Annotated in this window: 22 protein-coding genes and 3 pseudogenes; 19 read left to right on the forward strand and 6 right to left on the reverse strand. The window is 60.0% G+C overall.

Annotated features, from left to right (window positions below; translation table 11 throughout):
* Nucleotides 1-112: 112 nt before the first annotated feature.
* The 13 genes and pseudogenes from ACZ899_RS26435 to ACZ899_RS26495 all read left to right on the forward strand — a co-directional run bounded on the left by ACZ899_RS26435 (nucleotide 113) and on the right by ACZ899_RS26495 (nucleotide 9,284).
* Nucleotides 113-814, forward strand: coding sequence for a hypothetical protein (locus ACZ899_RS26435; RefSeq protein WP_234562391.1), 702 nt, complete (start codon nucleotides 113-115; stop codon nucleotides 812-814).
* 7 nt (nucleotides 815-821) lie between these two features.
* A complete protein-coding gene (locus tag ACZ899_RS26440) occupies nucleotides 822-1,073 on the forward strand; it encodes a DUF7660 family protein (protein ID WP_186714547.1) in 252 nt (83 codons plus the stop codon).
* A gap of 279 nt (nucleotides 1,074-1,352) precedes the next feature.
* Entirely contained in the window at nucleotides 1,353-1,664 is a 312-nt protein-coding gene (locus ACZ899_RS26445) for a hypothetical protein (RefSeq protein WP_186714546.1), read from the forward strand.
* Nucleotides 1,665-1,899: 235 nt separating this feature from the next.
* Nucleotides 1,900-2,358 carry a hypothetical protein gene (locus ACZ899_RS26450; RefSeq protein ID WP_186714545.1) on the forward strand — a complete coding sequence of 153 codons (459 nt, stop codon included), beginning with the start codon at nucleotides 1,900-1,902 and terminating at the stop codon, nucleotides 2,356-2,358.
* Nucleotides 2,359-2,626: 268 nt separating this feature from the next.
* On the forward strand, nucleotides 2,627-3,139 hold the full coding sequence (locus tag ACZ899_RS26455) for a hypothetical protein (RefSeq protein WP_234562389.1): 513 nt from the start codon (nucleotides 2,627-2,629) through the stop codon (nucleotides 3,137-3,139).
* 147 nt (nucleotides 3,140-3,286) lie between these two features.
* Nucleotides 3,287-3,640 (forward strand): hypothetical protein, encoded by a 354-nt coding sequence (locus ACZ899_RS26460; protein ID WP_234562388.1) that lies wholly within the window; start codon nucleotides 3,287-3,289, stop codon nucleotides 3,638-3,640.
* A gap of 349 nt (nucleotides 3,641-3,989) precedes the next feature.
* Nucleotides 3,990-4,520, forward strand: a complete 531-nt coding sequence (locus tag ACZ899_RS26465) for an SMI1/KNR4 family protein (protein ID WP_186714543.1) — start codon at nucleotides 3,990-3,992, stop codon at nucleotides 4,518-4,520.
* Nucleotides 4,521-4,668: 148 nt separating this feature from the next.
* On the forward strand, nucleotides 4,669-5,109 hold the full coding sequence (locus tag ACZ899_RS26470; RefSeq protein WP_234562387.1) for a hypothetical protein: 441 nt from the start codon (nucleotides 4,669-4,671) through the stop codon (nucleotides 5,107-5,109).
* Nucleotides 5,110-5,378: 269 nt separating this feature from the next.
* Complete coding sequence (locus tag ACZ899_RS26475) at nucleotides 5,379-5,702, forward strand: hypothetical protein (protein WP_234562386.1); 324 nt, start codon at nucleotides 5,379-5,381, stop codon at nucleotides 5,700-5,702.
* Nucleotides 5,703-6,137: 435 nt separating this feature from the next.
* Nucleotides 6,138-6,341, forward strand: a complete 204-nt coding sequence (locus ACZ899_RS26480; RefSeq protein WP_485627990.1) for a hypothetical protein — start codon at nucleotides 6,138-6,140, stop codon at nucleotides 6,339-6,341.
* Nucleotides 6,342-6,880: 539 nt separating this feature from the next.
* Nucleotides 6,881-7,480: a hypothetical protein gene (locus tag ACZ899_RS26485; RefSeq protein WP_234562385.1), complete on the forward strand. Its 600-nt coding sequence runs from the start codon at nucleotides 6,881-6,883 to the stop codon at nucleotides 7,478-7,480.
* A gap of 80 nt (nucleotides 7,481-7,560) precedes the next feature.
* Nucleotides 7,561-8,082, forward strand: coding sequence for a pentapeptide repeat-containing protein (locus ACZ899_RS26490; protein WP_234562384.1), 522 nt, complete (start codon nucleotides 7,561-7,563; stop codon nucleotides 8,080-8,082).
* 274 nt (nucleotides 8,083-8,356) lie between these two features.
* Nucleotides 8,357-9,284, forward strand: a pseudogene (locus tag ACZ899_RS26495) (DMT family transporter).
* 87 nt (nucleotides 9,285-9,371) lie between these two features.
* On the opposite strand, the gene ACZ899_RS26500 reads toward ACZ899_RS26495, so the two are convergent.
* Nucleotides 9,372-10,535, reverse strand: a complete 1,164-nt coding sequence (locus tag ACZ899_RS26500) for an MFS transporter (RefSeq protein ID WP_234562382.1) — start codon at nucleotides 10,533-10,535, stop codon at nucleotides 9,372-9,374.
* A 106-nt stretch (nucleotides 10,536-10,641) separates the two neighbouring features.
* On the opposite strand from ACZ899_RS26500, the gene ptrR reads away from it, so the two are divergent.
* Together ptrR and ACZ899_RS26510 are read left to right on the forward strand one after the other, a co-directional pair.
* Complete coding sequence (ptrR, locus tag ACZ899_RS26505) at nucleotides 10,642-11,535, forward strand: putrescine utilization regulator PtrR (protein ID WP_234562381.1); 894 nt, start codon at nucleotides 10,642-10,644, stop codon at nucleotides 11,533-11,535.
* 124 nt (nucleotides 11,536-11,659) lie between these two features.
* Nucleotides 11,660-11,788 (forward strand): PA1414 family protein, encoded by a 129-nt coding sequence (locus ACZ899_RS26510; protein ID WP_256206021.1) that lies wholly within the window; start codon nucleotides 11,660-11,662, stop codon nucleotides 11,786-11,788.
* Between the two features lie 210 nt (nucleotides 11,789-11,998).
* Here the strand turns inward: ACZ899_RS26510 and ACZ899_RS26515 are convergent, their stop codons facing one another.
* Complete coding sequence (locus ACZ899_RS26515; protein ID WP_234562380.1) at nucleotides 11,999-13,378, reverse strand: sodium:solute symporter family protein; 1,380 nt, start codon at nucleotides 13,376-13,378, stop codon at nucleotides 11,999-12,001.
* A 288-nt stretch (nucleotides 13,379-13,666) separates the two neighbouring features.
* Nucleotides 13,667-14,617 (reverse strand): agmatinase, encoded by a 951-nt coding sequence (speB, locus tag ACZ899_RS26520; protein WP_062574808.1) that lies wholly within the window; start codon nucleotides 14,615-14,617, stop codon nucleotides 13,667-13,669.
* 226 nt (nucleotides 14,618-14,843) lie between these two features.
* Here speB and ACZ899_RS26525 point away from each other — a divergent pair, with 226 nt between their 5' ends.
* From ACZ899_RS26525 to ACZ899_RS26540, 4 genes and pseudogenes are all read left to right on the forward strand, one after another.
* On the forward strand, nucleotides 14,844-15,737 hold the full coding sequence (locus tag ACZ899_RS26525) for a LysR family transcriptional regulator (RefSeq protein ID WP_234562379.1): 894 nt from the start codon (nucleotides 14,844-14,846) through the stop codon (nucleotides 15,735-15,737).
* Nucleotides 15,738-15,883: 146 nt separating this feature from the next.
* Nucleotides 15,884-16,180, forward strand: a pseudogene (locus tag ACZ899_RS26530) (PAS domain-containing protein); the annotation flags it as partial.
* A gap of 282 nt (nucleotides 16,181-16,462) precedes the next feature.
* Nucleotides 16,463-17,443 (forward strand): annotated as a pseudogene (locus ACZ899_RS26535) (methyl-accepting chemotaxis protein); the annotation flags it as partial.
* Nucleotides 17,444-17,592: 149 nt separating this feature from the next.
* Nucleotides 17,593-18,192, forward strand: coding sequence for a tRNA-uridine aminocarboxypropyltransferase (locus ACZ899_RS26540; RefSeq protein WP_485627995.1), 600 nt, complete (start codon nucleotides 17,593-17,595; stop codon nucleotides 18,190-18,192).
* A gap of 280 nt (nucleotides 18,193-18,472) precedes the next feature.
* On the opposite strand, the gene ACZ899_RS26545 is transcribed toward ACZ899_RS26540, so the two are convergent.
* From ACZ899_RS26545 to ACZ899_RS26555, 3 genes are all read right to left on the reverse strand, one after another.
* Entirely contained in the window at nucleotides 18,473-19,828 is a 1,356-nt protein-coding gene (locus ACZ899_RS26545) for an HlyD family type I secretion periplasmic adaptor subunit (RefSeq protein WP_485627997.1), read from the reverse strand.
* A 130-nt stretch (nucleotides 19,829-19,958) separates the two neighbouring features.
* The gene (locus ACZ899_RS26550) at nucleotides 19,959-22,094 is read right to left on the reverse strand and encodes a type I secretion system permease/ATPase (RefSeq protein ID WP_232857340.1); all 2,136 of its coding nucleotides are present in this window, start codon (nucleotides 22,092-22,094) and stop codon (nucleotides 19,959-19,961) included.
* Between the two features lie 77 nt (nucleotides 22,095-22,171).
* A complete protein-coding gene (locus ACZ899_RS26555; RefSeq protein ID WP_186714529.1) occupies nucleotides 22,172-23,545 on the reverse strand; it encodes a TolC family outer membrane protein in 1,374 nt (457 codons plus the stop codon).
* Nucleotides 23,546-23,941: the final 396 nt, after the last annotated feature.

Genomic DNA, 23,941 nt, shown 5'->3' on the forward strand with positions numbered 1-23,941 from the left:
GGTGTTGCTTTATCTGTAGAAGTCTCAGGCTTGATCTGACACCCTGACGCCGACCTTGGGGAAAAAGGGGACAGACCCGGAGCGAGGTCAGAAACTGGCGCTGGCTCTGGCGATGATCCAGGGGCCCAAGGCGGTTATACAGCTGGCGGTGTCGACAGCGATTGGGCAGACGGAGCTCGGTCAAGACCTCAATGAACAGTACGACCTTGCCATGACCCGAGTCGGCACGATGCTTGCTGAGCATATGGAAGGCGGCGGTGTTGTCCTGAATGGGGAGTCTGACAGCGACAAATTCCTGGTGGGGGGCGGCAAGCTCATCAGCAGCATGATTCTGGGTGTTGCCTCGGGGCGCAAAGGGAGTGGTGGGCATGAGGCCAAAAAGCCAACGACTACTCCTGTGGAGTTGCCAGGGGGCGGGAAGGGTGTCAAAGATGGTACAAAAGGAGGAGGAGCTGCGGGCCAAAAGCTGCCATCTGCGCTACCAGAAAACCTGACCGGTTATGCGAATCCGAAAGATATCCGCTTCACGCAAGATAGTGTTTCGAATAACTCCAAGGATGGCAAAACTCTGCAGTCAACAATCGATGGGTTGAAGTCAGGAAAAATATCTCCAGATGACCTGCCTCCTATCCGTGTATTTGAGAAGGATGGAGTTGTCTATAGCTTGGATAATAGACGATTGCTTGCTGCATCTGAGGCGGGCGTTCCAATCAAAATTGTTCCGGCTACGCCAGCGGAGGTAGCCAAGGAAGGATGGAAGATGACCACGCCAAATAATGGGTCGGTTATCTGTGTTCGAGGTATTTGTAAGTGAGGTTCATATGAGCTTTGAGCGAGTTAGAGATATACAGACAAAAGAAGACCTTGCTGATTTTGTTGGAGAGTTAAGAGAGGGGCTGGTGCTTAATCCCGATGACTGGGAGAATCCGGACTTAGAAAGATTTTTGGGTGCAATGGAAGCCTGGATTAGGTCAATGGAGATGTATGCAAAAAATTCTGGCGATAATGATGTTGTTAGCCCTGGCTGGAGTACTTTTGCAAAAATATTGTGCGCGTCGAAAGTTTATGAATAGTCGTTCCGCATAGACTTGAATCAGCATCGGTCTCGTGCAGGGGCGTATACGATCGATGCCCCCTTAAAGCTGGGCAAGCATTTGACGTTGGTGGGGGCGGAATTCGTACAGAGGGGGGAAGGGGACCGGGGAAAGCGGGAAAAAGGGGACAGATTTATTTTTCCTGCTCTAGTTTCGATTCTGTAGTGGAGGAGGGGTCGAACAGTCATGCAGGGCAGGTCGAAACTAGAGTATAGAAAATAAATCTGTCCTCTTTTGCGCTTTTGCGTGGGATTAGAGATGCAGGAGTTCATGTTTGTGGGTGCAGAGCCTACTAGGATGTGGGGTGATACACCTCTATTCAATTTAGAAGATGGACGTAAGTTGCTGGATTTTTGTGAGGTGCACGATGCGGCTGTACTCGGTATTGAGGGGTTTAAAGTTGTAGGGTATAAAAGAATTCCTGACTTAGATTGTATTGCAGACTTTTCTTCCTTGGCGGTATCCGCCGGAAAGAGATTTCCTGCTGCGTCGAGAAAGTCAGCCAGATATTTTCTTGACACGATTTCAGGTTCTGATGTTTTTTTGGAATTCGTTCTAGTAAAAACTTGATGGCGCAAAGGGGGAGGGGCGGGGAAAAGGGGACGGATTTTTTCCTGCTCTAATTTCGGTGTCTTTGGATGAAGGGGGCTGGTAGTCATGCAGGGTCGGTGAAAGTTAGAGTCGAGAGAATAAATCTATTCCCTTTTGTTGCAGATGGAGGTGGGTGACATTCGCTCTCGTTTTGGCAGCAAATAAGATGCGGTGATCGAGCGGATGTTAAAGTGTGCGGGCGCACTAGACTCAAATGGTTTCATCGAAAGGTGATGGCTTGAATTTTACGTATAGTTCAAAAGATGGGCTTGATATATTTGCTGGGGTGCGAGGGCGTGATAAAGTCAGGGCCAAGTTACAGCTCCCCTACAAGGTGTTTGCCAAGACTGCTTTCTCCGAAAGCTCGACGGATGTCTTTGGTGACGTCCTGATGAAGTCATGGTATGACCAGCACGATATCTTGAGCGGAGTGCAACTTTACTATCCTGAAGCATCGTTGAACTTTAAGGGGCAGGCACTTCTCGGGGTTTCGGTCGATTTGCTAGAGCAATTTCTCCAACGGATCCATGTCAATTATGAGTTCGAGGACGATGGCTCCGGTTTGAAATTACTGACAGATGGTCTCGAAATAGGGCTCTATGTTCCAGATTTGGAGAATGGCAAAAGTGCAATGGTGGAGGCTGTTTATATACCTGTCCCGGCACAGGTGTGAGCAAATTTAGATTGCCGCTGCTGCGTGTTGGGGATTTCCCGATACGAATGCTTTTAGGTGTGCTAACGAACGAAAAAGGGGACAGATTTATTTTTCCTGCTCTTGTTTCGATTCTGTAGTAGAGAAGGGGGCGAGCAGTCATGCAGGGAAGGTGGAGTCTAGAGTATAGAAAATAAACCTGTCCCCTTTGCGCTACTTTAGTGATAAAGGTGTTCTCTGATAAAGCCGGTAACTTGATAAGTACCTTCCCGGTTAAGGTGATGAACTAATGAGGTCTCTCCCTGTGCATGTGTGGCGTGAGCTTCAGTTGGCTGTGATGCTGCTTAGTGAAGAGTCATCGTTAAGAGATGTTCTTGGGGTTATTCTTTTGTGGGTCAGAGGTAATTATAAGTATTTTACTGTTGTGCCGTTTTTGAGTTATGGAGTCGATGAGCTTTCAGATGTAAATGAAAGTTTGATGCCTGTTGATTATTCGTCATTTTTACCTAGTGATATAACACGTTTCAAAAAGGTCATTCTGGGACATCAGGCTAAGGACGTTGAGTCTATAGCGCGGTTTCTACGCGATACAATCGAGGCCTTGATAACTGTTGAAGTTGATAAACAATGCCCTAGGTGTGAGTCTACTGGGCTGCGCGTCTTTATAGGTAGGCATAACGGGTTACTGGCTTACCAATGTGACGTCTGTGGTCATTCCCATTACATAGACGGATCCAAGGTGGACGCTGGTGGGTTAGAATTTGTAAGTGAGGGAGTGTTGCGAAATATTGGCATGATTTAATGGTGTAAAAAGGAAAAAGGGGACGGATTTATTTTCCCTGCTCTAATTTCGGTCCTGGTAGTCATGCAGGGGCAGTAAAAATTAGAGTGGGGAAAATAAATCTGTCCCCTTTACTGGTGCTTTTTTACTGATGGATACTAGGCTTATATGGAAATAGTCTTCTTCTGGAGTGGCGAAGGTAGCGACCGCGAGCCAGGCTGTCGGTCTGATGTGCTCGGTCGTGATGGAATAGATTTCTTAGCGTGCTTGCTGACTGATCATGGCGGACAAAAATATGAAAGCACCATGGCTTGGCTGGATGAAGGGCTATCTAGAATCGGCTTGGTAAGGTCTGGAACTATTGGTGGTTGCGATTGGAGTCGTGATACTTGGGGGGTGGAGCTCAAGGGTCAAGTTGCAAAGATATATTCGCTATGTGATGAAGGCTGTTGTTTTGTTTTGAGTATTAATGATTTTGAGAAGGCGCTCTTAGACTGGAAGAAACTTATTATGACTGTCTGAAAGTGAAAGGTCGCAGGTGCCTCGCTGGACAAAGACCGGAAAGTGGCAGGTCTATTTTTTCTACTCTAATTTCGATCCCTTTAGATGAAGGTGTCTAGCGGTCATGCAGGGGGGATAGAAGTTAGAGTAGGGGGGTGAATTTGTCCCCTTTTATCGTACCATTTTATACTTGGCTCAGTTCGTGCGGCAGATACGACCAGCCGTTCTAGCTGGAGAGTCGGTAAACTATTGGGCTATTCTTATCTACTCAGGCAGCAACCTAATGCTGACTGGCGTGACGTTGACCGCTCGAGACTCCATCGGTTTACAATGTGGATATATCCAGCCCTAGCATCAATGGAATCAAGTAATGCTTGCCGACCTAATGAAGCTGTTGCCTCCACCGGCTTCTCCTGCCTACTCGAACCCTGACTGGGCAAGAGTGGAAAATGACCATGGCATCCGATTGCCTGCTGACTACAAGGCTTACATCGAGCGTTTTGGGGCGGGGTGCATAGACGATTTTTTATGGGTAATCGATCCATTCTCCAGCAGTAGTGATCTGAATATCGATAAAGGTGATTACTTTCGTGAATCTTATGCGGTGATGAAAGCTGAGTTCCCTAGTGACTATCCTAGGCCAGCCTACCCAGCTCAGGGGGCGTTTTGGCCTTGGGGATTCACTGAAAATGGCGAGACGCTGGTGTGGATTGTTAACGATGAACCAGACTCTTGGTCCGTTGCGCTTCATAGTGTGGACCAGGGGGAGGAAGATCTAATCGCCTGTGGTTGTGTTGAGTTTTTATGTAAGCTGCTCAGAAGTGAGATCCACTCACGACTCTTGCCGGAGGACTTCCCCAGTGGAGGAGGATCTCCTTATCGTTTCGTGCCTTTCAAGTAGTCGCTATATGTTGTGGGGCTGAGTTTGTCCGCTTTTGTACGGCTTCCTGAATGTTTGATGCCAAAAGGTGGTTGGGGAAAATACATTGAATTAATAAGTAACGACGGAGAAAATAACTCGGGGCAATTGAAAGGGTTAGGTGATGGGTGTGAGTGCAACGCATGAAGGGCGCCAGATTTTAGATATTGTTGAGTATTTGGGAGAGACCGAGTGGCGTAAAGGGTCTACCAGTACGTATGTTGTAAAAACACATGCGGGGTTGTCTCTCAGGAGTCAGATTGAATATCCTCCCTCAGTTTGTTTTCGCTTCGTTAAAGAGGATGTTGCGGTTGTTACTGAGTTGATTAGGTGCGTGGATATCTATCGGGGGAATTTGAAGTGGACAATGATCGGCGAGGGCAGGGAGGATGGGCGACATAGTTGGGTTATTGCTCCTCAACGTTTGTTTGATGTGGAGGAGCAGGCGAATCGGGACGATGAAACTGCGAAGCAGTTTCTGGCTAAAAATGATCCTGGCTTCGGAAAGCAGGCATATGAAGATATGGCGGGGCTTACTGCACATATGAAGAGTTATTTTGGAATGGGCTAAGGTTTAATGTGGCGGATTTATTTTTGCTGCTCTGATTTCTGCTGTTGTGTGGCCAGAGTGACGGCGAAGTCTGGTGTTTAAGTTGCCAGTGAAAGCGTCGAGTGCTGGAAGCGGAGTATCGAATTGATCGCATGAAGAATAGATCTGTCTTCCTTTGTGCCTGTTTGTTGTGTGGGGTGCTCCGTTAGGTGAATAATGTGCTTGCTCGGTTTTGAGAATGCCGAAGTGATGCCAGATTTCTCGGTTGAGTTCCGTCGTTGGGTAGTATTATGGAAAAGATTGAGTTAATTCGTGCTTTGATTAAAGCGGGCAGGAGCGATGATCTTCTTGCTTTTGTCGAAGGAGAGTCTCCCTATCTGACTGATGCCTCACAGGGGGTGCCGGAATCACCTTGGCTGAGAAGAATCTGGGTGCTTGTTGTAACGCATCTCAGATTTGTCACGCGATATGGAGAGGTAACGAAACCTCTGATCGCTGATGGCCAAGTGCTGTCACCCTATCCTGCAGAGTTCCAGCTGTGGTTGGCGGCAGGTGCACCGGGTATAGCACTCGAGGATTTGCAGGCCTATGTCAGAGAACATCCATTGGATTGACAAAGCTTTTCTCTTTTATTTTTCTTTGCAATGATGTTTCCCAGGGGTATGGGGTCGCTTGGTGGTGCTCCCATCACCGATAGGGGTGAGGTCAGAGAGCAGGCTAAGTGAAAAATCAGTTGAAATGGCTAGGCGGGCGACGAAGTGCAAAATGATTGACGGTATTACTAAACATCGGGTCCAGGTTCTCATGGATCCCCGTTATGGGCCTTATATCAGAGTTTTTTCATTTCAGGACAGTGGGGCGCTCCGGGATCTGTTTGATGATGAATTCAATGTGCTCTACTGGTTGGGCCCTTGCCCGGACCTTAGTGTTCATGGGGGGAGCGAGTACTATTTTGGCACCATTGCCGACCCTGTAAAACTTCAGGCACTGCTCGATAGCATCGAGCTATAGGCGTTCGCCAAGGTTTCAAGAGAGAGGGTAAGTCACTTATGATCGATTCTGTAACCGGTGAGCGGGTTCAGGTTCATCTGGACCCTGAGCAGGGACCTTTCGTTTATGTTGTGGGGGCCGAGGACTGCAAACGGCTGGAGTATCTGCTGGATGCTGAGTATTTTGTTCCCTATCTGAAGGGTGAAATCGCCAGATCTCTCTCTACCAGTAGCGTGGATTTATTCCTTCGGCAGCATTGCTGATCCACGAAAGCTTCAGGCGCTTCTGGATGGTATTTGACCGTATACTTCACGGAGTGGGTTTATGGATTCCAAGGCACCCAATGCAGGTGTAGGTATTGACACCGTTATCAGGTTATATTTCATGCCTTTTTAGTGATGGTTTAAGTAGTGCGACCTGGCGGAGGCACGCTTCGATAGACCAGACAGCGGAAAAGCAGAATGCCAAAGTTTTTGTGTAGATGTGGTTATGTCATGAATTTGTCGCAGGGATGGTCAGATCATGAAATGACATTGATGCCTGAGTCAGTGATCGAGCGGGTTGCTGAGCGCCTGGAGGTGGGGCCAATGTCTTCGGAGCAATTCTATGAGGCGATTGAAGTGACTGCCATGACAGTTTACCGTTGCCCCCAATGCAAACGATTGTATTTGGAGGAGGGTAAGAATAGTTTCACGGCCTATGCCGTAGAACAGGCAGGGGCTTGAGGGTTGGTAGCGAGTTGCTCGGAAAGTAGAATTGGGCTGAACGTGGCCGGGTTTAGTCTGTTTTTGGAGGCATGGCGATGGGACTGAATGAGAAATGGGTTCCAGGTTTTGGAGAGGTATTCACTTGGTTCGCCATGGATAAATTTGGTCGAATTGCAGTCATGGTGAATAATTGCTACGGGGCCATTCCCGAGGTACTGCTGAGGCTGGAAGGGGTAGAGCAGGTACTGGACTCGATAAGCGAGTTTGTTTGGCAGGAGTCCCAGGAATATTCTGATTACCCACCAGCAAAGCAGGGTGGCTTTGCAGTGGATCTTTACTCAGCTTGGCGCTGGCAAGATAAGTCGAAAGCCAGTGTAGCAAGCGCACTGCAAAATGATCTGGAAGAACGGCTGAACTATAGCGAGGCGAACCTTGCTTTTAACAAGGGATTATTCGTGTATCACGCCGTGGAGGGTAGCCGTGCGGGTGAGGACTACCCCGAAGGGTATGCTGGGGATACGGCGATGGGTGATTACTTCAGGTTTTTAGTGCCAGGAGAGTACGCCACGCTTGAGGATTTTCCCGTTGGGCTGAGGCGAGGGCTGGTGGTGTCTGATAGCTTGGACTTTTCTTTGCTCCAGGTGCTGGAGAGTAGGCTTGTCAGCCAGCATTTTTGTTCGTTGTACCAGGCGTAGGCAGGGCAGGTTGTACGCTCAGGCTGTTTCCCAGGCGCTCGCAAAGGTCGCCGGACGCGATAATCATTGGATGGGCCGAGATGATCTCACTGTGCTTTGAAACGGGAGAGTGCTGGGTGTTTGACCAAGATAATTTGCCCGGCGCCAACCTCGATGGACTGTCATTGCACCGGGCGCAGTTCGACGGCCTCGATGCCAGAGCTACGACGTTCATTGGTAGCGATCTCAGAAACGCATCGTTCATCGAGACGGATCTGACCGCCGCCGACATGCGAGGAGCGACGTTGGCCAATGCCCTGTTCAATGGTGCCCGGCTGCGCAATGCCGATCTTTCTCGGGCGCTGGCCGCCTCTGCCGACTTCAGCGGGGCCGACCTGCGCGCTGCAAACCTGGCAGAGGCTGATATCGGAGGGGCTGTATTCAAGGGCAGCAATCTATGCGGTGCCGATTTACGCGCGCGCAGGATCGAGAAGGCAGAATTCCAGTTGGCCATGTTCAACGACAGTACCCGATGGCCAGCAGGATTCGATCCTGTCGCTCAAGGCGCAGTCCGGCAAAGCGATGATTCTGCTTTTGAAGTGCCTTCTGAAGAGATCCTATGATCGGCTGACACGGTAATTGGGGGGCGTATGGCGCTCAGTTCAGCCTGAATAGATGGGCTTGATGCGTTGACGCCCAGAGGCAAGCCTGCGTATCTCCCGTTGAGCGATGCGGGCAAGAAAACCTGTACGCCCCTGATTACTCAAGCCTTCGCCATGACACGGACCGGAGACGGGACAATTTAGGCTGGCATCGCCAAGGCCGGTCACCCGATAATCGGGATCCATTCTCACTGCCGAGCCTTGCCATGTCGTTCAACCCGCTGAGGGGCCGCCCATGACCGCGGTCCGCAAGAACCCCGACGCCTTCGCCTTCCAGGTCATGCTGGGGCTGTGCCTGATCTGGGGCTGCCAGCAGGTGCTGATCAAATCCGCTGCCGTGGACATTGCACCGGTCATGCAGGCGGCGTTTCGCAATGGCATCGCCGCGCTGCTGGTGGGGCTGCTGGTCTGCTGGCGGGGTGGCTGGAGCCAGGTGGGCAGCACCTGGCGCGCCGGGTTGCTGGCCGGCGCGCTGTTCGGCCTGGAGTTCCTGTTCATCGCCGAGGGGCTGAAGCTGACCTCGGCGGCGCACATGTCGGTGTTCCTCTACACCGCGCCGATCTTCACCGCCCTGGGGCTGCATTTCATGATGCCCAGCGAACGGCTGCGGCTGTTGCAGTGGCTGGGCATCCTGCTGGCCTTCGGGGGGATTGCCCTTGGCCTTTGCCGGTGGCGTTTCCCTAGAGCACCTCGATGGACGCATGTTGCTCGGCGATGCCATGGCGATCCTGGCGGGACTGGCCTGGGGCGCGACCACGGTGGTGGTGCGCGGCTCGCGCCTGTCCGAGGCGCCGGCGACCCTGACCCTGTTCTATCAGCTGGCGGTGGGGTTTGTCGGGCTGGTGCTGATCGCCCTGGTGAGCGGGCAGATCGGCGATTTCTCGCTGACCCCGCTGGCGGTGGGCAGTGTGCTGTTCCAGGGGATCGTGGTGTCGTTCGTCAGTTACCTGACCTGGTTCTGGTTGCTGCGCAAATACCTGGCCTCGAACCTGGCGGTGTTTTCCTTCATCACGCCGCTGTTCGGGGTGACCTTCGGCGTGCTGCTGCTGGATGAGCCGCTGAGCGTGAACTTCGTTATCGGTGCGGTGATGGTGCTGCTCGGGGTGGTCATGGTCAGCGCCGAGGCGTGGGTGCGGCAGCAGTTGCGCAGGGTGGTGGGGTAGGCGTTCGGCGGGGCCGGCCCTATCGCGGGGCAAGCCCGCTCCCACGAGGACTGTAGGTGCTTGCCCCGCCATAGGGCCTGTATTCCTTCAGCCTGCCTGTTGCAGGCTGGCACAGGCTTGTGAGCGCGAGGAGCCCTTGGCCAAGATCCCGGCCAATCCCATCCCTGCCGCCGCCAGCACCAACGCTGGCTGTAATCCACCACTGAAATGGCTGCTCAACGCCGCCAGCAACGGCCCGCTCAACTGCCCCAGGGCAAAGCACGCAGTCAGCAGCCCGGCATTGCGCTGCGTGGCATGCGGCGCCAGCTCCCGTGAGCGCTGCATCACCAGTTGCATGCAGGCCAGGAACGGCCCGCCGCATAGCAGCACGCCCAATGCCAGGCCGATGCCGCCACCGAGCAGGCAGGCCAGTACGCCGAGCCCTTGCAGCCACAGGGTGGTGGTCAGCCAGGCAGAGGTCCGCCCTGGGCGGCGCAGGCTGACGATGGCCACACCGAGCGCAGATGCCAATCCGAACGCGGGCCAGAACAGGTCGGCTTGCCACTGCCCTTGGAACTGCTGGCTGGCCATCTGCGACAGGAAGGTGGCCGGCAGGATGTAGCCGATCCCGTAGAGCGCATAGACCAGCCCCAGGCGTCCGATGCCGGTGCCACGGCCTTGTTCGTTAACGGCCGCAGGCGTGGCGGCGGGTTCCTGCGCCTGTGGCAGCCACGGCAGCACCGCCAGCAGCATGACCAGCGCGGCGATGCCATAGACCAGCCACAGGGCTGCCGAATCCAGCCCCAGAAGGTGCGCGCCCAGGGCCAGCACGCCCGTCACCGCGATGCCGACGCCGGGCCCGGCGAACACCAGCGCACCGAGGCGCTGCCGGCCATGGGCGCTGGCCAGTTGCTGGCTGAGGCTGGCGATCATCACCAGCACCCAGGCGCTGGCCACGCCGGTGCCGAAACGCAGCAGCAGGTGGCTCCAGAAACCGTCGGCGGCCCAGGAGGCCAGGGTCAGCAGCACGCACAGCCACAGCCCTCCATGCAGACGCAGGCGCACCTGGGCCGGCTGGCGGGCGAACATGGCGTCCACCGCGCCGAGGAAGTAGCCCAGGTAGTTGGCGGCGGCTACCAGGCCGCCGGCGGTGAGGTCGAACTGGCCCTCGGCGATCAGTCGGGGCAGTTGTGGCGTGAGGGCAAAGCGGCCGATGCCCATGGCCATCATCAGCGCCACGGCGCTGGCCAGCAGTTGCACGATGGGTGACATGGAAAGTCTCCTGCACGAAGGGATGCGATGGATGGCAGGGTAGGACTCATTGACTTTCAATAAAATTGAATAATGATGATCAAGTTGTTCTGTTTTGGAGAATCCTATGGAGTTCAGCCAACTGCGCATCTTCCAGGCCGTGGCCGAGGAGGGCTCGGTGACCCGCGCCGCCGAGCGATTGCACCGGGTGCCGTCGAACCTGTCGACGCGCCTGCGCCAGCTCGAGGAGCAACTGGGGGTGGAGCTGTTCCTGCGCGAGCGCCAGCGCTTGCAGCTGTCGCCGGCCGGCAAGGTGCTGCTGGACTACGCCCACCGGCTGTCCAACCTGCGTGACGAGGCCCTGGCTGCGGTGCAGGGCGGCCAGCCAGCGGGGGATTTCGTGCTGGGCACGATGTACAGCACGGCGGCCATCCACTTGCCGGCGTTGCTGGCGCGTTACCACCAGGCCTACCCAGCGGTGAACCTGCAGGTGCAGGCGGCGCCCAGTGCCGAGCTGCTGGAAGGGGTGCTCAGCCATCGGCTGGACGCGGCGCTGGTGGACGGCCCGCTCAACCTGGCCGGGCTGGATGGCGTGCCGTTGTGCGAGGAAACCCTGGTGCTGATCACCAGCCCCGAGCACCCGACGGTGCACAGCGCCAGGGATGTGGCCGGCAAGGCGGTGTTCACCTTCCGCCAGGGCTGTTCGTACCGCATGCGCCTGGAAGCCTGGTACGCCCATGCCCACACGCCCATGGGGCGGGTCATGGAGATCGAGTCGTACCAGAGCATGCTGGCCTGCGTGATCGCCGGGGCCGGGGTGGCGTTGATGGCGCAATCCATGCTCGACAGCCTGCCGGGCCGCGAGCAGGTGCGGGCGCATCGGTTGCAGGCACCGTTCGACCAGGCGATGACCTGGCTGATGTGGCGCCAGGGCAAACGCGGGGCGAATCTGCAGGCCTGGATCGACTTGCAACAAAGCGAAACGATTGACCGACCGTCGGAAGCTGCCGTCTGCGCTTGATCCGGGTCAAAATCGCCCCTATGTGTAGGAACAGAGGCATGCGCAATACAGGACATAGGTCTATGATCTGTATGACGCATCGCAAGTTTGATTGACCGTGAGGCTGACCCGTCAAGGGGGCACTATGAACGAACGCATGTACAACTGGCTCCATGACCTCGCCGTCGCCCTGGGCCTGCTCCCGCCACCGTTGCAGCCGGTGCCGATCCCGACCGACGAAGAACAGCGCAAGCGCCAGCCGCGTCGGCGCTGACAACTGACAAAAAGGCCGCCGCATCCGAGTGATGCGGCGGCCTTTTGCGTTTTACCGGCTTGAACCTCTCATCCCTGTAGGAGCGGCCTTGTGCCGCGAAAGGGCCGCAAAGCGGCCCCGTCGGATTCAGCGCTTAGCCGAGACAGGGGCCGCTACGCAGCCCTTTCGCGGCACAAGGCCGCTCCTACAGGGGATGGTGTGGAAGTGGCCTCAGGCCAGGTTCGCCGTCGCCACCGGCTTGCGCGAAGCCAGGCTGACCACCACGAAGCTCACCAGGCCGATGGCCAGGCTGTAGTAGATCGGCGAGTTGGCCTCCAGGCCGTCCTTGAACATGAACAACAGCGCGGTGCTAAAGCCCAGCGACATGCTGGCGATGGCCCCCGCGGTGGTCGCGCGCTTCCAGAAGATCGCGCCGATCAGCGGGATCAGCATGCCGCCAACCAACAGGTTGTAGGCCAGGGTCAGGGCGCTGATCACATCGTTCACAGCCAGGGCGATACCCAGCACCACCAGGCCGGTGAGCAGGGTGAACAGGCGGTTGATGCCCAGGCTCGACTGCTTGCCGCCGCGCAGCTTGGGCAGCAGGTCTTCGGTCAGGGTGGTCGAGGCGGCCAGCAGGCCCGCGCTGGCGGTGGACATCATCGCGGCCAGGGCGGCGGCCATCAGCAGGCCACGGATACCTTCGGGCAGTTGGCCCTTGATCATCTCGGCGAAGGCGTTGTTCGGGTTGGCCAGGTCCGGCATCAGTACATGGGCGGCCATGCCGATCAGGGCGCAGGCCAGGCCGTACAGCACGCAGTAGACACCGGCGGTGGTGCCGGCGCGCTGGCAGACCTTCTCGTCACGGGCGGTGAACACCCGCTGCCAGATGTCCTGGCCGATCAGGATGCCGAAGAAGTAGATCAGGAAGTAGGTGATGATGGTGTCCCAGCCGATGGTGGTCCAGCTGAAGCTGGCCGCCGGCAGCTTGGCCACCAGGGCGTCCCAGCCGCCGGCCTTGTACAGGCACACCGGCAGCAGGATGAACATCAGGCCCACGGTCTTGATCACGAACTGGACGATGTCGGTCAGGGTCAGCGACCACATGCCGCCGATGGTCGAGTACACCACCACCACGCCGCCGCCGAACAGCAGGGCCATCCAGAACGGCACGTCGAGCAGCACCTGCAGCACGGTGCCCATGGCCAGGGTCGAGGTCACCGCGATCATCAGCGCGTAGGCGAGCATGATCGCCGCGCTGGCCTGGCGGGCCATCGGGTTGTAGCGGCGCTCCAGCACCTGGGTGACGGTGAAGATCTTCAGGCGCAGCAGCGGCTTGGCCAGGAACAGGTTGAGGGCGATGATCCCCAGGCCCAGGGCGGCGCACAGCCAGAAACCGGAAATACCGTGGACGTAACCCAGGCGCACGGTGCCGACGGTGGAGGCGCCGCCGAGCACGGTGGTGGCCATGGTGCCCATGTACAGGGTCGGGCCGAGGTTGCGCCCGGCCACCAGGTAGTCTTCGTGGGTCTTCGCGCGCCGCATGCCGTACCAGCCGAGGGCGAGCATGCCGGCGGCATAGATCAGTACAACGATGATGTCCAAGGCCATTGGGGGTCTCCCGATTATCTTTATTATGGCGAGATCGGCCGTCTGGACGCTGCAAGGCGCCCGGCGGTCCTGTCATGTGTTGGCGGGCCTCTATGGCCCTCCCGAATGGCTCCTGCCGGGGTCAAGCAATCGCTTGCAGCGCAACGCCCTGTGTGTAGGAGCGGCCTTGTGCCGCGAAAGGGCTGCAAGGCAGCCCCGGCGTTCTCTGCGAAAACGCTGAAAACCGGGGGCGCTGTGCGCCCCTTTCGCGGCACAAGGCCGCTCCTACAAACAGGCGGTGCTTGACGGCTAGCGGCGTACCACGCCCGGCAGCACGCAGAGCATTTCGAACAGCAGGTTGGCGCCCAGCAGCGAGGTGTTGCCGGTGGTGTCGTAGGGTGGGGAGACTTCGACCAGGTCGCAGCCGATCAGGTCCAGGCCGTGGCAGCCGCGGATGATCTCCATCGCCTGGATGGTGGTCAAGCCGCCGATTTCCGGGGTGCCGGTGCCGGGCGCCCAGGCCGGATCGATGCCGTCGATGTCGAACGACAGGTACACCGGGCCGCCACCGACTTTTTCGCGCACTTCGGCCATCAGCGGCTCCAGCGACTTGTGCCAGCACTCTTCGGCCTGGACCACACGGAAGCCCTGGCGACGGCTCCAGTTGAAGTCGTCGGCGGTGTAGCCCTGGGCGCGCAGGCCGATCTGCACCACGCGATCGCAATCGAGCAGGCCCTCTTCCACGGCGCGGCGGAAGGTGGTGCCGTGGGCGATTTTCTCGCCGAACATGTGGTCGTTGACGTCGGCGTGGGCGTCGATGTGCACCAGGCCGATCTTGCCGTGCTTCTTGTGCAGGGCGCGCAGGATCGGCAGGGTGATGGTGTGGTCGCCACCGAGGGTCAGCGGGATGACATTGTGCTCGACGATCTCGTCGTAGGCTTCTTCGATGATGCGCACGGCGTCCAGCAGGTTGAAGGTGTTGATCGCCACGTCACCGATGTCGGCCACCGACAACGAGTCGAACGGGGCGGCGCCGGTGGCCATGTTGTACGGGCGGATCATCACCGACTCGGCGCGGATCTGCCGTGGGCCGAAGCGGGTACCGGAGCGCAGCGAGGTGCCGATGTCCAGGGGCACGCCGATGAACGCGGCGTCGAGCCCTTCGGCGCTTTGCAGGTGGGGGAGACGGAGCATGGTGGCGATGCCGCCGAAACGCGGCATTTCGTTGCCGCCCAGTGGTTGGTGGAGAATCTTGTCCACGGTGGGCCTCATCAGTCGGTCGATTGTTCTGTTTGTTCGAACCTGTGCCGCCGCGCGCCTCGTTGCTATGGTCATGTCGGCGGGCAGGGACATTTCGCCGCAGTCTGCGCAAGGTAGTGCCCGGGAAGAATCGCTACCGACAAAAACTTACTTCAGGAATTTCTGAACTATCGGTGTGCGGCCGGGTTAGACTCTGGCCATTTCCAGCCCACGGACCCGTTGCCCCATGGCCTCATCGCTGCCCGACCTGAAACTGCTGCGCATCTTCGCCAGCGTGGTGCGTCACCAGGGCTTCGCCAATGCCCAGCGCGACCTCAACCTGTCGACCTCGGCCATCAGCACCTACATGAGCCAGCTGGAAAGCGTCCTGGGCATCGTGCTCTGCCACCGTGGCCGTGGCGGTTTCAGCCTGACCAGCAAGGGCGAGCTGTTCCACCAGGAGACCTTGCGCCTGCTGGGGGAGCTGGATGGCTTCGAGCAGTATGCGGCGGCACTCAAGGGCGAGTTGCGCGGCACCCTCAACCTGGGGGTGATCGACTCCACCGTGGGCGACCGCGCCTTGCCGCTGGCCGAGGCCATCGGTGCCTATAGCCAGGAACACCCGGCGGTGCACCTGCACCTGTCGGTGTCCAGCCCGTACGAACTGCAACTGGGCGTGCAGGACAACCGCCTGGACCTGGCCATCGGCGCGTTTTCGTCGCGCATGAGCGGCCTGGTCTACCAGCCGCTGTACCGCGAGCAGCACTGGCTGTATTGCAGCAACCGCCATGCGCTGTTCGGCGAGCGACGGATCCCGGAGCCGGTGATTACCCAGCAGCGCATGGTCGGGCGTGGCTACTGGAGCCAGGCGGAGCTGGCCCGGCATGGTTTCAAGCACAGCGCCGCCACCGTGGAAAGCATGGAGGCGCAGCTGATTCTGATTCTCTCCGGCGCCTACATCGGTTACCTGCCCGAGCACTATGCCCAGGCCTGGGTCGACAAGGGTGATCTGCGCGTGTTGTCGCCGGCGACCTTCGGCTACCAGGCGCCGTTTTCCCTGATCATCCGCCGTGGTCGGAGCCGGGAACCCTTGATCCAGACGTTCCGCGACCTGCTCAAGAGCCAGCTCAACGTGGGCTGAGCTGGGCCGTGTTCAGCACATTCCGTCAGGTCGAGTGAATTTCCTACAAAACTTGACCGCTGACGTGATGGCCTTCTGCTAAATATCTACTTGCTTTGATGATTTTCCCACTCATCTGGATAAGCAAGGGATCGCCAACGATGCGCATGAATTTGCCCGTCACCGAGCACGAAAGAACCTTTCCCCAAGACCAGCGGCTGATCTCCACCACCGACCTGAACAGCCGCATCACTTACTGCAACGACGCATTCGTGGCCATCAGCGGTTTCACCTACGACGAACTGGTCGGCCAGCCCCATAACCTGGTGCGGCATCCCGACATGCCGCCAGCGGTCTTCGGGCATATGTGGGACACCATCAAGCAAGGCAAACCCTGGATGGGCGTGGTCAAGAACCGCGCCAAGAACGGCGACTTCTACTGGGTCAGCGCCTACGTCACGGCGGTGTACGAGAACGGCCGCATCAGCGGCTACGAGTCGGTGCGCTCGGTACCGACCCGGGAGCAGATCCGCCGGGCCGAGAACTTGTACGCCCGCTTGCGGGCAGGGCGCTCGCCGGTACCGCTGGCGGCGCGACTCGGTTATGGAGTCGGCCATGGCTGGCCGTTGATCGGTGCGGGATTGCTGTCGGCCGCCGCCTATCTGTTGCTGCCCCCCTATGCGGCACTGGGTGTGCTGATGGCCAGCCTGCTGGCGGCCTGGTACGTGGTCGAGCACCGGCAGAACCAGTCGATCCGGCGCACCCTGCAGGAGCACCCCAAGGCGTTCACCAGCCCGTTGGTGGCGCTGACCTACAGCGACAACCCCGGGTTGCAGGGCCAGCTCGACCTGGCGATCATCAGCGAAGAGGCGCGCCTGCAGACCGCGCTGACCCGCTTGGTGGATGCCGGTGTCGGGGTCAAGTCGCGAGCCGCGCAGTCCGCCGACCTGTCCGATGCCCAGGCGCAGATGCTCGACCGCCAGCGCAGCGAGACCGACCAATCGGCCACCGCCATCGCGCAGATGGCGGCGACCATCCAGCAGGTCACCCACAACGTGCAGAGCACCGCCCACGCCGCCAGCGACGCCGACCAGCTGGCCCAGCAGGGCAGCGACCTGGCGCAGCAGAGCCTGCGCGCGATGGGCAGCATGAGCGAGGCGGTGAGCGACATCGGCCAGGCGGTCAATGCCCTGGCCGAGCAAACCCAGTCGATCGGCAGTGTGGTGGATGTGATCACCTCGATCGCCGAGCAGACCAACCTGCTGGCGCTCAATGCCGCCATCGAGGCGGCGCGGGCCGGCGAGCAGGGCAGAGGCTTCGCCGTGGTGGCGGACGAAGTGCGTTCGCTGGCGCAGCGCACCCGCGCCTCGACCGAGGAGATCCACCACATCATCTCCACCCTGCGCTCCGGTGCCGACCGCGCGGTGGCCAGCGCCAGTCGCGGCCAGCAGATCTCCAGCGACAGCGTGCACAGCGTCGAGGCGGTGCAGGCGGCGTTGTCGGGGATCGCCCAGGCGGTTAGTCGCATCACTGGCATGAGTCAGCAGATGGCCACGGCGTCCGAGCAGCAGAGCCATGTCGCCGAGGACATCAACCAGCAGATCGTGCGCATTGCCCATTTGTGCGACGAAAGCGCGGGGCAGGCCAGGCAGGGTGCCGAGATCAGCCAGGACCTGGAGCGCATGGCGGAGTACCTGCACAGCCTGGCGGAGCGGTTCAACCGCTGAAGTTGGGCCGTGTGAGCGGGGCGTGGGAGCGGGCTTGCCCCGCGATTGCAGTGCTGGCTTTGTCGCGGGGCAAGCCCGCTCCCACGAACGCCTCGCAGCCCCCGGGGATGGCAACCCTGTGGCAAACTACCCGCCCCAAGGAGCCCCCCATGCCCAGACCCCGCTGCGAGCGTTGCCAGCGCCCGCTCGCCCATTGCCTTTGCCCACTGATCCCGCACCTGGACAGCCGCACCCGCGTGGTCGTGCTGCAGCACCCCAGCGAGACCGCCCACGCCCTGAACACCGCACGCCTGGCGGCCCTTGGGCTGGTCAACGCCGAGTTGCGGATCGGCGAGGTGTTCGACGACCTGGACGCGCTGCTGGCAACGCCAGGTTACCGACCGGCGCTGCTGTTCCCCGGTGACGAGGCCGAGGTCCTGCAAGGCTATGGTCAAAACATCGACCTGCCGCTGCTGCTGATCGTGCCGGATGGCACCTGGCGCAAGGCGCGCAAGTTGCTGTACCTGAACCCGCTGCTGGAGAGTCTGCCACGGGTGACGCTCGGCCACGTCCAGCCCTCGCGCTATCGGTTGCGCAAGGCACCGGAACCGGGTGCCCTGTCGACGCTCGAGGCGGTGGTGCAGGCGTTGAATGTGCTGGAGGCTCCGGCAGCGTTCGATGAGTTACTGCGCCCGTTCGAGGCGCTGATCGAAGGGCAGATCGAGGCCATGGGAGCGCAGACATATCAACGCAATCATGGGCAGGTTTGAATCGGAGCCCGCCCCTTCAAGGTGTGATAGTAGGCGCCCGGCCTGGAGTTGCCGGGGCTGCTTTGCAGCCCTTTCGCGGCACAAGGCCGCTCCTACTGGGCACGCGTTCTCCTGTAGGAGCGGCCTTGTGCCGCGAAAGGGTTGCAAAGCGACCCCGGCAATCTTGAATTGGAGCGGCCCTTTCAAGGGGTGAGCCTGATCGCGTAGCAAGCCCACCATGCGACGGGCTAATGATCAGTGGGAGCGGGCTTGCCCCGCGATTGCACTGCCATGCTGGCGATCACCGCTCGCGCAACGCCTCCGTCCGCGCCTTCAGCACCGGTTTCAACAGATAGTCCAGCACGCTCTTCTGCCCGGTGATGATATCCACCGTGGCCACCATCCCAGGGATGATCAGCAGCGGTTTGTTGTCCCCACCCAGGTGGTTCTTGTCGGTGCGCACCTGGATCAGGTAGAACGCATTGCCCTTGTCGTCGGTGACGGTATCCGCGCCAATCAGCTCCAGCTTGGCCTTGAGCCCGCCGTAGATGGTGTAGTCGTAGGCGCTGAACTTGACCATCGCGGTCTGTCCCGGGTGCAGGAACGCCACGTCCTGGGGCCTTACCTTGGCCTCGATCAGCAGGTTGTCCTCGATCGGCACGATCTCCACCAGGTCGCTGCCGGGCTGGACCACGCCGCCGATGGTGTTGACCTTGAGCAGCTTGACGATGCCGCGCACCGGCGACACCACGGTGGTGCGGTTGACCCGGTCGTCGATGGCGATGCTGGTGGCGGTGATCTTCGACAGCTCCGTGCGCTTGTCGTTGAGCTCCTTGGCGGCGTCGGAGCGGAAGCTGGCGTCGGATTCCTGGATCTTGCTGCGGATCTCCGCGATCGCCGCCTCGGCGCGGGGGATCGCCAGGTTGGTGGCATTGAGCTGGCCGCGCGCCTCGACGCTGCGCTGCTTGAGGCGCAGGATCTCCACGGGGGAGATGGCGCCCTTGCTCACCAGTGGCGAGGACATGTCCAGTTCCTGTTGCAGCAGGCCCACGGCCGAGCGGTATTGATCGACCTTGGAGCGGAACTCGGCCAGCTCCTGGGTCTTCTGCCGCAGTTGTTCGTTGAGGGTCTGTTTCTCGCTGGCCAGACGGCGCTGGCGCGAGTCATACAGCGCGGCTTCGTCCTCGGCCACCTGTGGTGCCTTGGCGCGGACTTCGTTCGACAACACGAAGGGCCTGCCCTCGGACTCGGCCGACAGGCGCTCGACCTGGGCGGTGAGCGCGTAACGGTCGGCTTCACTCTCGCCCTTGTTCGACTTGAAGCGGGTGTCGTCCAGGCGCAGCAGGGTCGCGCCCTTGTCGACCATTTGCCCTTCACGCACGAAGATCTCGGTGACGATGCCGCCCTCGAGGTTCTGCACCACCTGCACCTTGCTCGACGGAATGGCCTTGCCCTCGCCGACGGTGACCTCGTCGAGCACCGCGAAGTTGGCCCAGACCAGGGCCACCAGCAGCAGGATCGCCGCCAGCCACACGGTCAGGCGTGACAGGCTGGGCGACTCCTGCAAGGTGGCGCCGGCCAGCTCCGGCATGTAGTCGCGTTCGGCGCGCTTGTCGGCGCCCTGGAGGTAGCTGCGCACGCTGTGGCTGAGGGGCATGTTCTACCTCCATTGCGGGGTTTGACACGGATCCCTGTGGGAGCGGGTTTACCCGCGAATGCTGCGGTGGCTTTGCCGACGCTTTCGCGGGTAAACCCGCTCCCACAGAGACCGCGTCGTCTTTGAAGTCCTACAGCGCCGCGCCGATACGACCCTTGCGCAGCGCGTCGATGACCGCGTCCTTCGGCCCGTCGGCGACGATCTTGCCGTTGTCCAGCACCAGCAGCCGATCCACCAGGCTGAGCATCGAGGTGCGGTGGGTGACCAGCAGCAGGGTCTTGCCCGGCACCCAGTTCAGCAGGCGCTGGCGCAGTTGCTCCTCGCTGCTGTTGTCCATGTGGCTGGTGGGTTCGTCGAGGATCAGGATCGGCGGTTCCAGCAGCAGCGCCCGGGCCAGCAGCACGGCCTGGCGCTGGCCACCGGACAACAGCTGGCCGCGTTCGCCCACCGGGCGGTCGAAGCCTTGCGGGTGCTGGCGGGCCAGTTCGCTGACCCCGGTCAGCTCGGCCACTTCGAGCATGCGCGCATCGCTGACATGACGGGCGCCGAGGGTGAGGTTGTCGCGCAGGCTGCCGGCCAGCAGGGGCAGGTCGTGGGCCACGTAGCCAACCTGGCTGCGCAGGTCGGCGATGTCCAGCTGGCGCAGGTCGAGGTTGTCCAGCAACACCTGGCCTTCGTCAGGGTGATGAAAGCCCATCAGCAGGCGGGCGAGGGTGCTCTTGCCCGAGCCGCTGCGGCCGATGATGCCGATGCGCTCGCCTGGCTTGAGCGTGGCACTCACATCGTTGAGTGCCGGGGCCGCTTGCCCGGCATAGCGGAAGGTGGCGTGGTTGATGCTGATGCCACCCAGCAGCGCGGTGTGCTCCAGGGCCTGGTGCTCGGCTTCGCGTTCCTGGGGCAGGCTCATCAGCGCATCGGTGCTGCGCATGGTCAGCTGCGCCTGCTGGTAGCGGGTGATCAGCCCGGCAATCTGGCCCAGCGGCGCGAGGACCCGGCTGCCGAGCATGTAGCTGGCCACCAGCGCGCCGACGCTGAGGTTGCCGGCGATGATGCTGTACACCCCGGCGACGATGGTGGCCATGCCGCAGAACTGCTGGATGAACAGCGTGCCGTTGCTGGCCAGCGAGGACAGGTTGCGGGCATGGGCGTCGAGGCGGGCGATGGCGCCGTTGGTGTGTTCCCACTGGTATTGACGCTCGCTTTCGGCGCCGCAGGCCTTGAGGGTCTCCAGGCCGCCGAGGGTCTCGATCAGCAATGCCTGGCGCACCGCGCCGAGGCTCAGGCTCTTCTGCACCGTGTCACGCAGGCGTACCTGGATGAACAGCGCCAGGCCCACCGCCAGCGGAAAGGCGATCAGCGGGATCACCACCAGCCAGCCGCCGAGCAGGCCGATCACCAGCAGCATCAGCGCCACGAACGGCAGGTCGATGATGCTGGTCAGGGTGACCGCGGTGAGGAATTCGCGCAGTCCCTGGAAGTCATGGATGCTCTGGGCGAAGCCGCCGATGGTGGCGGGCCGGGCCTTCATGCTCATGCCGGTGATGCGTTCGAACAGGGTGGCCGAGAGGATCAGGTCGGTCTTCTTGCCGGCCTGGTCCAGCAGGTGGGCGCGGACCATGCGCAGCACCAGCTCGAAGGCGGTGCCGATGAACAGCCCGGCCACCAGCACCCACAAGGTGGACAGCGCCTGGTTGGGCACCACGCGGTCGTAGGTCTGCATGACGAACAGCGGCACCATCAACCCCAGCAGGTTGATCAGCAGGCTGGCCAGCAGGGCATCGCCATACAGCCAGCGGGAATGCCGCAGGGTGTCGCGGAACCAGGCATTGACCCGTGGGATCAGCGGGGCACGCACGTCCTCCAGGGTATGGCGAGGACGGGCGAACAGGACCTGGCCGCTGTAGGCCTCGGCCAGGACTTCGCGTTCCACCCACTGCTCGCCGCCTTCGGCTTCGCACGGCAGCAACAGGGCCCGGCCATTGTCCCCCCAGCGTTGTAGCACGGCGCTGCGGCCGTCATTGAGGATCAGCAGAACCGGCAGGTTGAGTGGCGAGATGGCGTCCAGCTCACGCTGCAGGACCCGCGCCTGCAACCCCGCACGCGCCGCGGCGCGGGGCAGCAGGGCCAGGGGCAGGCGCTGCTCGGCCAGCGGCAGGCCGCTGCCCAGGCTGGCGCGGCTGGCAGGGCAGCCGTGCAGCTTGCACAGGATCAGCAGGCCATCGAGCAACGGATCATCAACATCCAGGCGCGGTTGCGCGCTTTGCATACTGGTCACGATGGCCTACTCCTGCCGCGGTGGACGGGAAATGGGCGCTGGCGAAAAGTCCCTTGTCTCGTCAGAACCTAACGCATGTCGGGCAGTTTCGCCTCGTTGCGCACTTCGGTCTTGGCGATGGCCTCGGGCGGCAGCGAGATGTGCTGCTTGCTCAGCAACTCACCCATGGTCGCCAGGACCCGGTACATGGAGAACTCTTCGGTGTAGCGCACTTCGGTATAGCGCCGGTTGGCGTTGTACAGCTCGTTCTCGCTGTCGAGCACGTCGAGCAGGGTACGCTGGCCCAGGCCGAACTGGTCCTGGTAGGCGGCGCGCACGCGCTGGGTGGTTTCGGCGTACTCGCGGGCGCTCGGGGTTTGCTTGCGGGCGTTGTTCATCGCGTTCCAGGCCAGGCTGAGGTTTTCGTTCAGCTCGCGCAGGGCGTTGTTGCGGATGTCCATCGCCTGGTTGATCTTGTGCGCGTCGGACTGCAGGCGGGCCTTGTCGCTGCCGCCGCGGAACAGGTTGTAGCTGAGCTCGACGCCGGCCTGCCAGTCGTTGTTGTCGTGGCCCTTCTGACCGCCGATGTTGTTGTTGGCACCGGTGGCCAGCACCGCGTCCAGGCGCGGGTAGAAGGGCGACTTGGCCACTTCGTATTGCTGCTCGGCGGAGCGCACGTCAGCCTGCGCCGACTTCAGGTAGGGGTTGTTCTCCAGCATGCCCTGGCGGGCATTGAGCAGGTCACCCGGTACTTCGCCCTTGATCGTGACCGGTGTTTCCAGCTCGTCCGGCATGCGCCCGACTACGCTGTAGAAGTTGGCCTCGGCGTCGGCCAGGTCGACCTCGGCGGTGTCCAGGTTGTTCTCGGCCAGGGCGCGACGGGCGCGGGACTGGTCGAGGTCGGCGGTGCTGCCCACGCCACGTTCGCTGCGCAGGCCGATCTGGTCGTTGACTCGCAGGTGGGCCTGCAGGTTGTTCTTGGCCAGAGTCACCAGTTCGCGGCGCTTGAGTACCTCGAGGTAGACCTCGATGGCACGCAGGGCGATGCTCTCGGCGGTGGCCTGGGTGTAGTAGGCGCGCGAGGTGGCCACCGCTTCGGTGCGGGCGACCTCGTTGGAGGTGTTGAAGCCATCGAACAGCATCTGCCGCAGGCGCAGTTCCGACTGGGTGTAGTTGAGGGTTTCCTTGTTGTGGTTACGCGTGCCGTCGGGGTTGAAGCCGCGGGTATTGGTGTTGTCCGAGCGTTGCCGGCCGTAGCCTGCGACCAGATCGACGGTTGGGTAGTACCCCCCGCGGGCGAACTTCACATCCTCGTCGGCCGACAGCCTGCTGTTGCGGCTGGCGCTGATCTCGGGATGCTGGTCCACGGCGTTCTGGACAGCCTCGGTGATCGACATCGCCTGACTGTTGGCACACGCCATGGCCAACAAAATCGCACTGGTGATGGGGGTTAAAGCGCGCATGGGGTACATCTCCCTGGTCTTGAAAAATGTCCTGCTAATCGCCAAAAAAATGACGAAAAATTAGAATCAAACCGTTTCAGGTTTGTAACAACAGAGCTAAGAACATTTATCGGGCGAGCTAAGAAGATTTTTTCATAAGATATATGCGAAAAAAAACTTATGCGGTCTAAGGAATCCGCGACATTGTTTCATTCAGGCGGTTACGGGAATTGGCTGGGACAGGCGATTTTCGGGCCTTGGTGAAAGTTCCAGATTTTTTGCAGCTAAGGAGACAGGGGAGGAAGGCGAAAGCGGAATTTGGCGACAGAAAAATGGCACTCGATAATGGCCATTCGCCCACTTCGCTATCGTGGCAGTCGTCACAAGGAGCGTGGTTTCTCACGAACGTGACAGCAA

It is taken from the genome of Pseudomonas sp. TE31087, assembly GCF_057284075.1.

Excerpts from the sequence above, each read along its gene's own strand:
- ACZ899_RS26555 (WP_186714529.1), bottom strand. The coding sequence starts at position 23,545 with ATGCGCGCTTTAACCCCCATCACCAGTGCGATTTTGTTGGCCATGGCG.
- ACZ899_RS26545 (WP_485627997.1), bottom strand. The coding sequence starts at position 19,828 with ATGCCCCTCAGCCACAGCGTGCGCAGCTACCTCCAGGGCGCCGACAAG.
- ACZ899_RS26515 (WP_234562380.1), bottom strand. The coding sequence starts at position 13,378 with ATGGCCTTGGACATCATCGTTGTACTGATCTATGCCGCCGGCATGCTC.
- ACZ899_RS26450 (WP_186714545.1), top strand. The coding sequence starts at position 1,900 with ATGGTTTCATCGAAAGGTGATGGCTTGAATTTTACGTATAGTTCAAAA.
- ACZ899_RS26485 (WP_234562385.1), top strand. The coding sequence starts at position 6,881 with ATGGGACTGAATGAGAAATGGGTTCCAGGTTTTGGAGAGGTATTCACT.
- ACZ899_RS26460 (WP_234562388.1), top strand. The coding sequence starts at position 3,287 with ATGGAAATAGTCTTCTTCTGGAGTGGCGAAGGTAGCGACCGCGAGCCA.
- ACZ899_RS26525 (WP_234562379.1), top strand. The coding sequence starts at position 14,844 with ATGGCCTCATCGCTGCCCGACCTGAAACTGCTGCGCATCTTCGCCAGC.
- ACZ899_RS26480 (WP_485627990.1), top strand. The coding sequence starts at position 6,138 with ATGATCGATTCTGTAACCGGTGAGCGGGTTCAGGTTCATCTGGACCCT.
- ACZ899_RS26475 (WP_234562386.1), top strand. The coding sequence starts at position 5,379 with ATGGAAAAGATTGAGTTAATTCGTGCTTTGATTAAAGCGGGCAGGAGC.
- ACZ899_RS26465 (WP_186714543.1), top strand. The coding sequence starts at position 3,990 with ATGCTTGCCGACCTAATGAAGCTGTTGCCTCCACCGGCTTCTCCTGCC.
- ACZ899_RS26455 (WP_234562389.1), top strand. The coding sequence starts at position 2,627 with ATGAGGTCTCTCCCTGTGCATGTGTGGCGTGAGCTTCAGTTGGCTGTG.
- ACZ899_RS26490 (WP_234562384.1), top strand. The coding sequence starts at position 7,561 with ATGATCTCACTGTGCTTTGAAACGGGAGAGTGCTGGGTGTTTGACCAA.
- ACZ899_RS26510 (WP_256206021.1), top strand. The coding sequence starts at position 11,660 with ATGAACGAACGCATGTACAACTGGCTCCATGACCTCGCCGTCGCCCTG.
- ACZ899_RS26540 (WP_485627995.1), top strand. The coding sequence starts at position 17,593 with ATGCCCAGACCCCGCTGCGAGCGTTGCCAGCGCCCGCTCGCCCATTGC.
- ACZ899_RS26440 (WP_186714547.1), top strand. The coding sequence starts at position 822 with ATGAGCTTTGAGCGAGTTAGAGATATACAGACAAAAGAAGACCTTGCT.
- ACZ899_RS26445 (WP_186714546.1), top strand. The coding sequence starts at position 1,353 with ATGCAGGAGTTCATGTTTGTGGGTGCAGAGCCTACTAGGATGTGGGGT.
- ACZ899_RS26550 (WP_232857340.1), bottom strand. The coding sequence starts at position 22,094 with ATGCAAAGCGCGCAACCGCGCCTGGATGTTGATGATCCGTTGCTCGAT.
- ACZ899_RS26500 (WP_234562382.1), bottom strand. The coding sequence starts at position 10,535 with ATGTCACCCATCGTGCAACTGCTGGCCAGCGCCGTGGCGCTGATGATG.
- ACZ899_RS26435 (WP_234562391.1), top strand. The coding sequence starts at position 113 with ATGATCCAGGGGCCCAAGGCGGTTATACAGCTGGCGGTGTCGACAGCG.
- ptrR (WP_234562381.1), top strand. The coding sequence starts at position 10,642 with ATGGAGTTCAGCCAACTGCGCATCTTCCAGGCCGTGGCCGAGGAGGGC.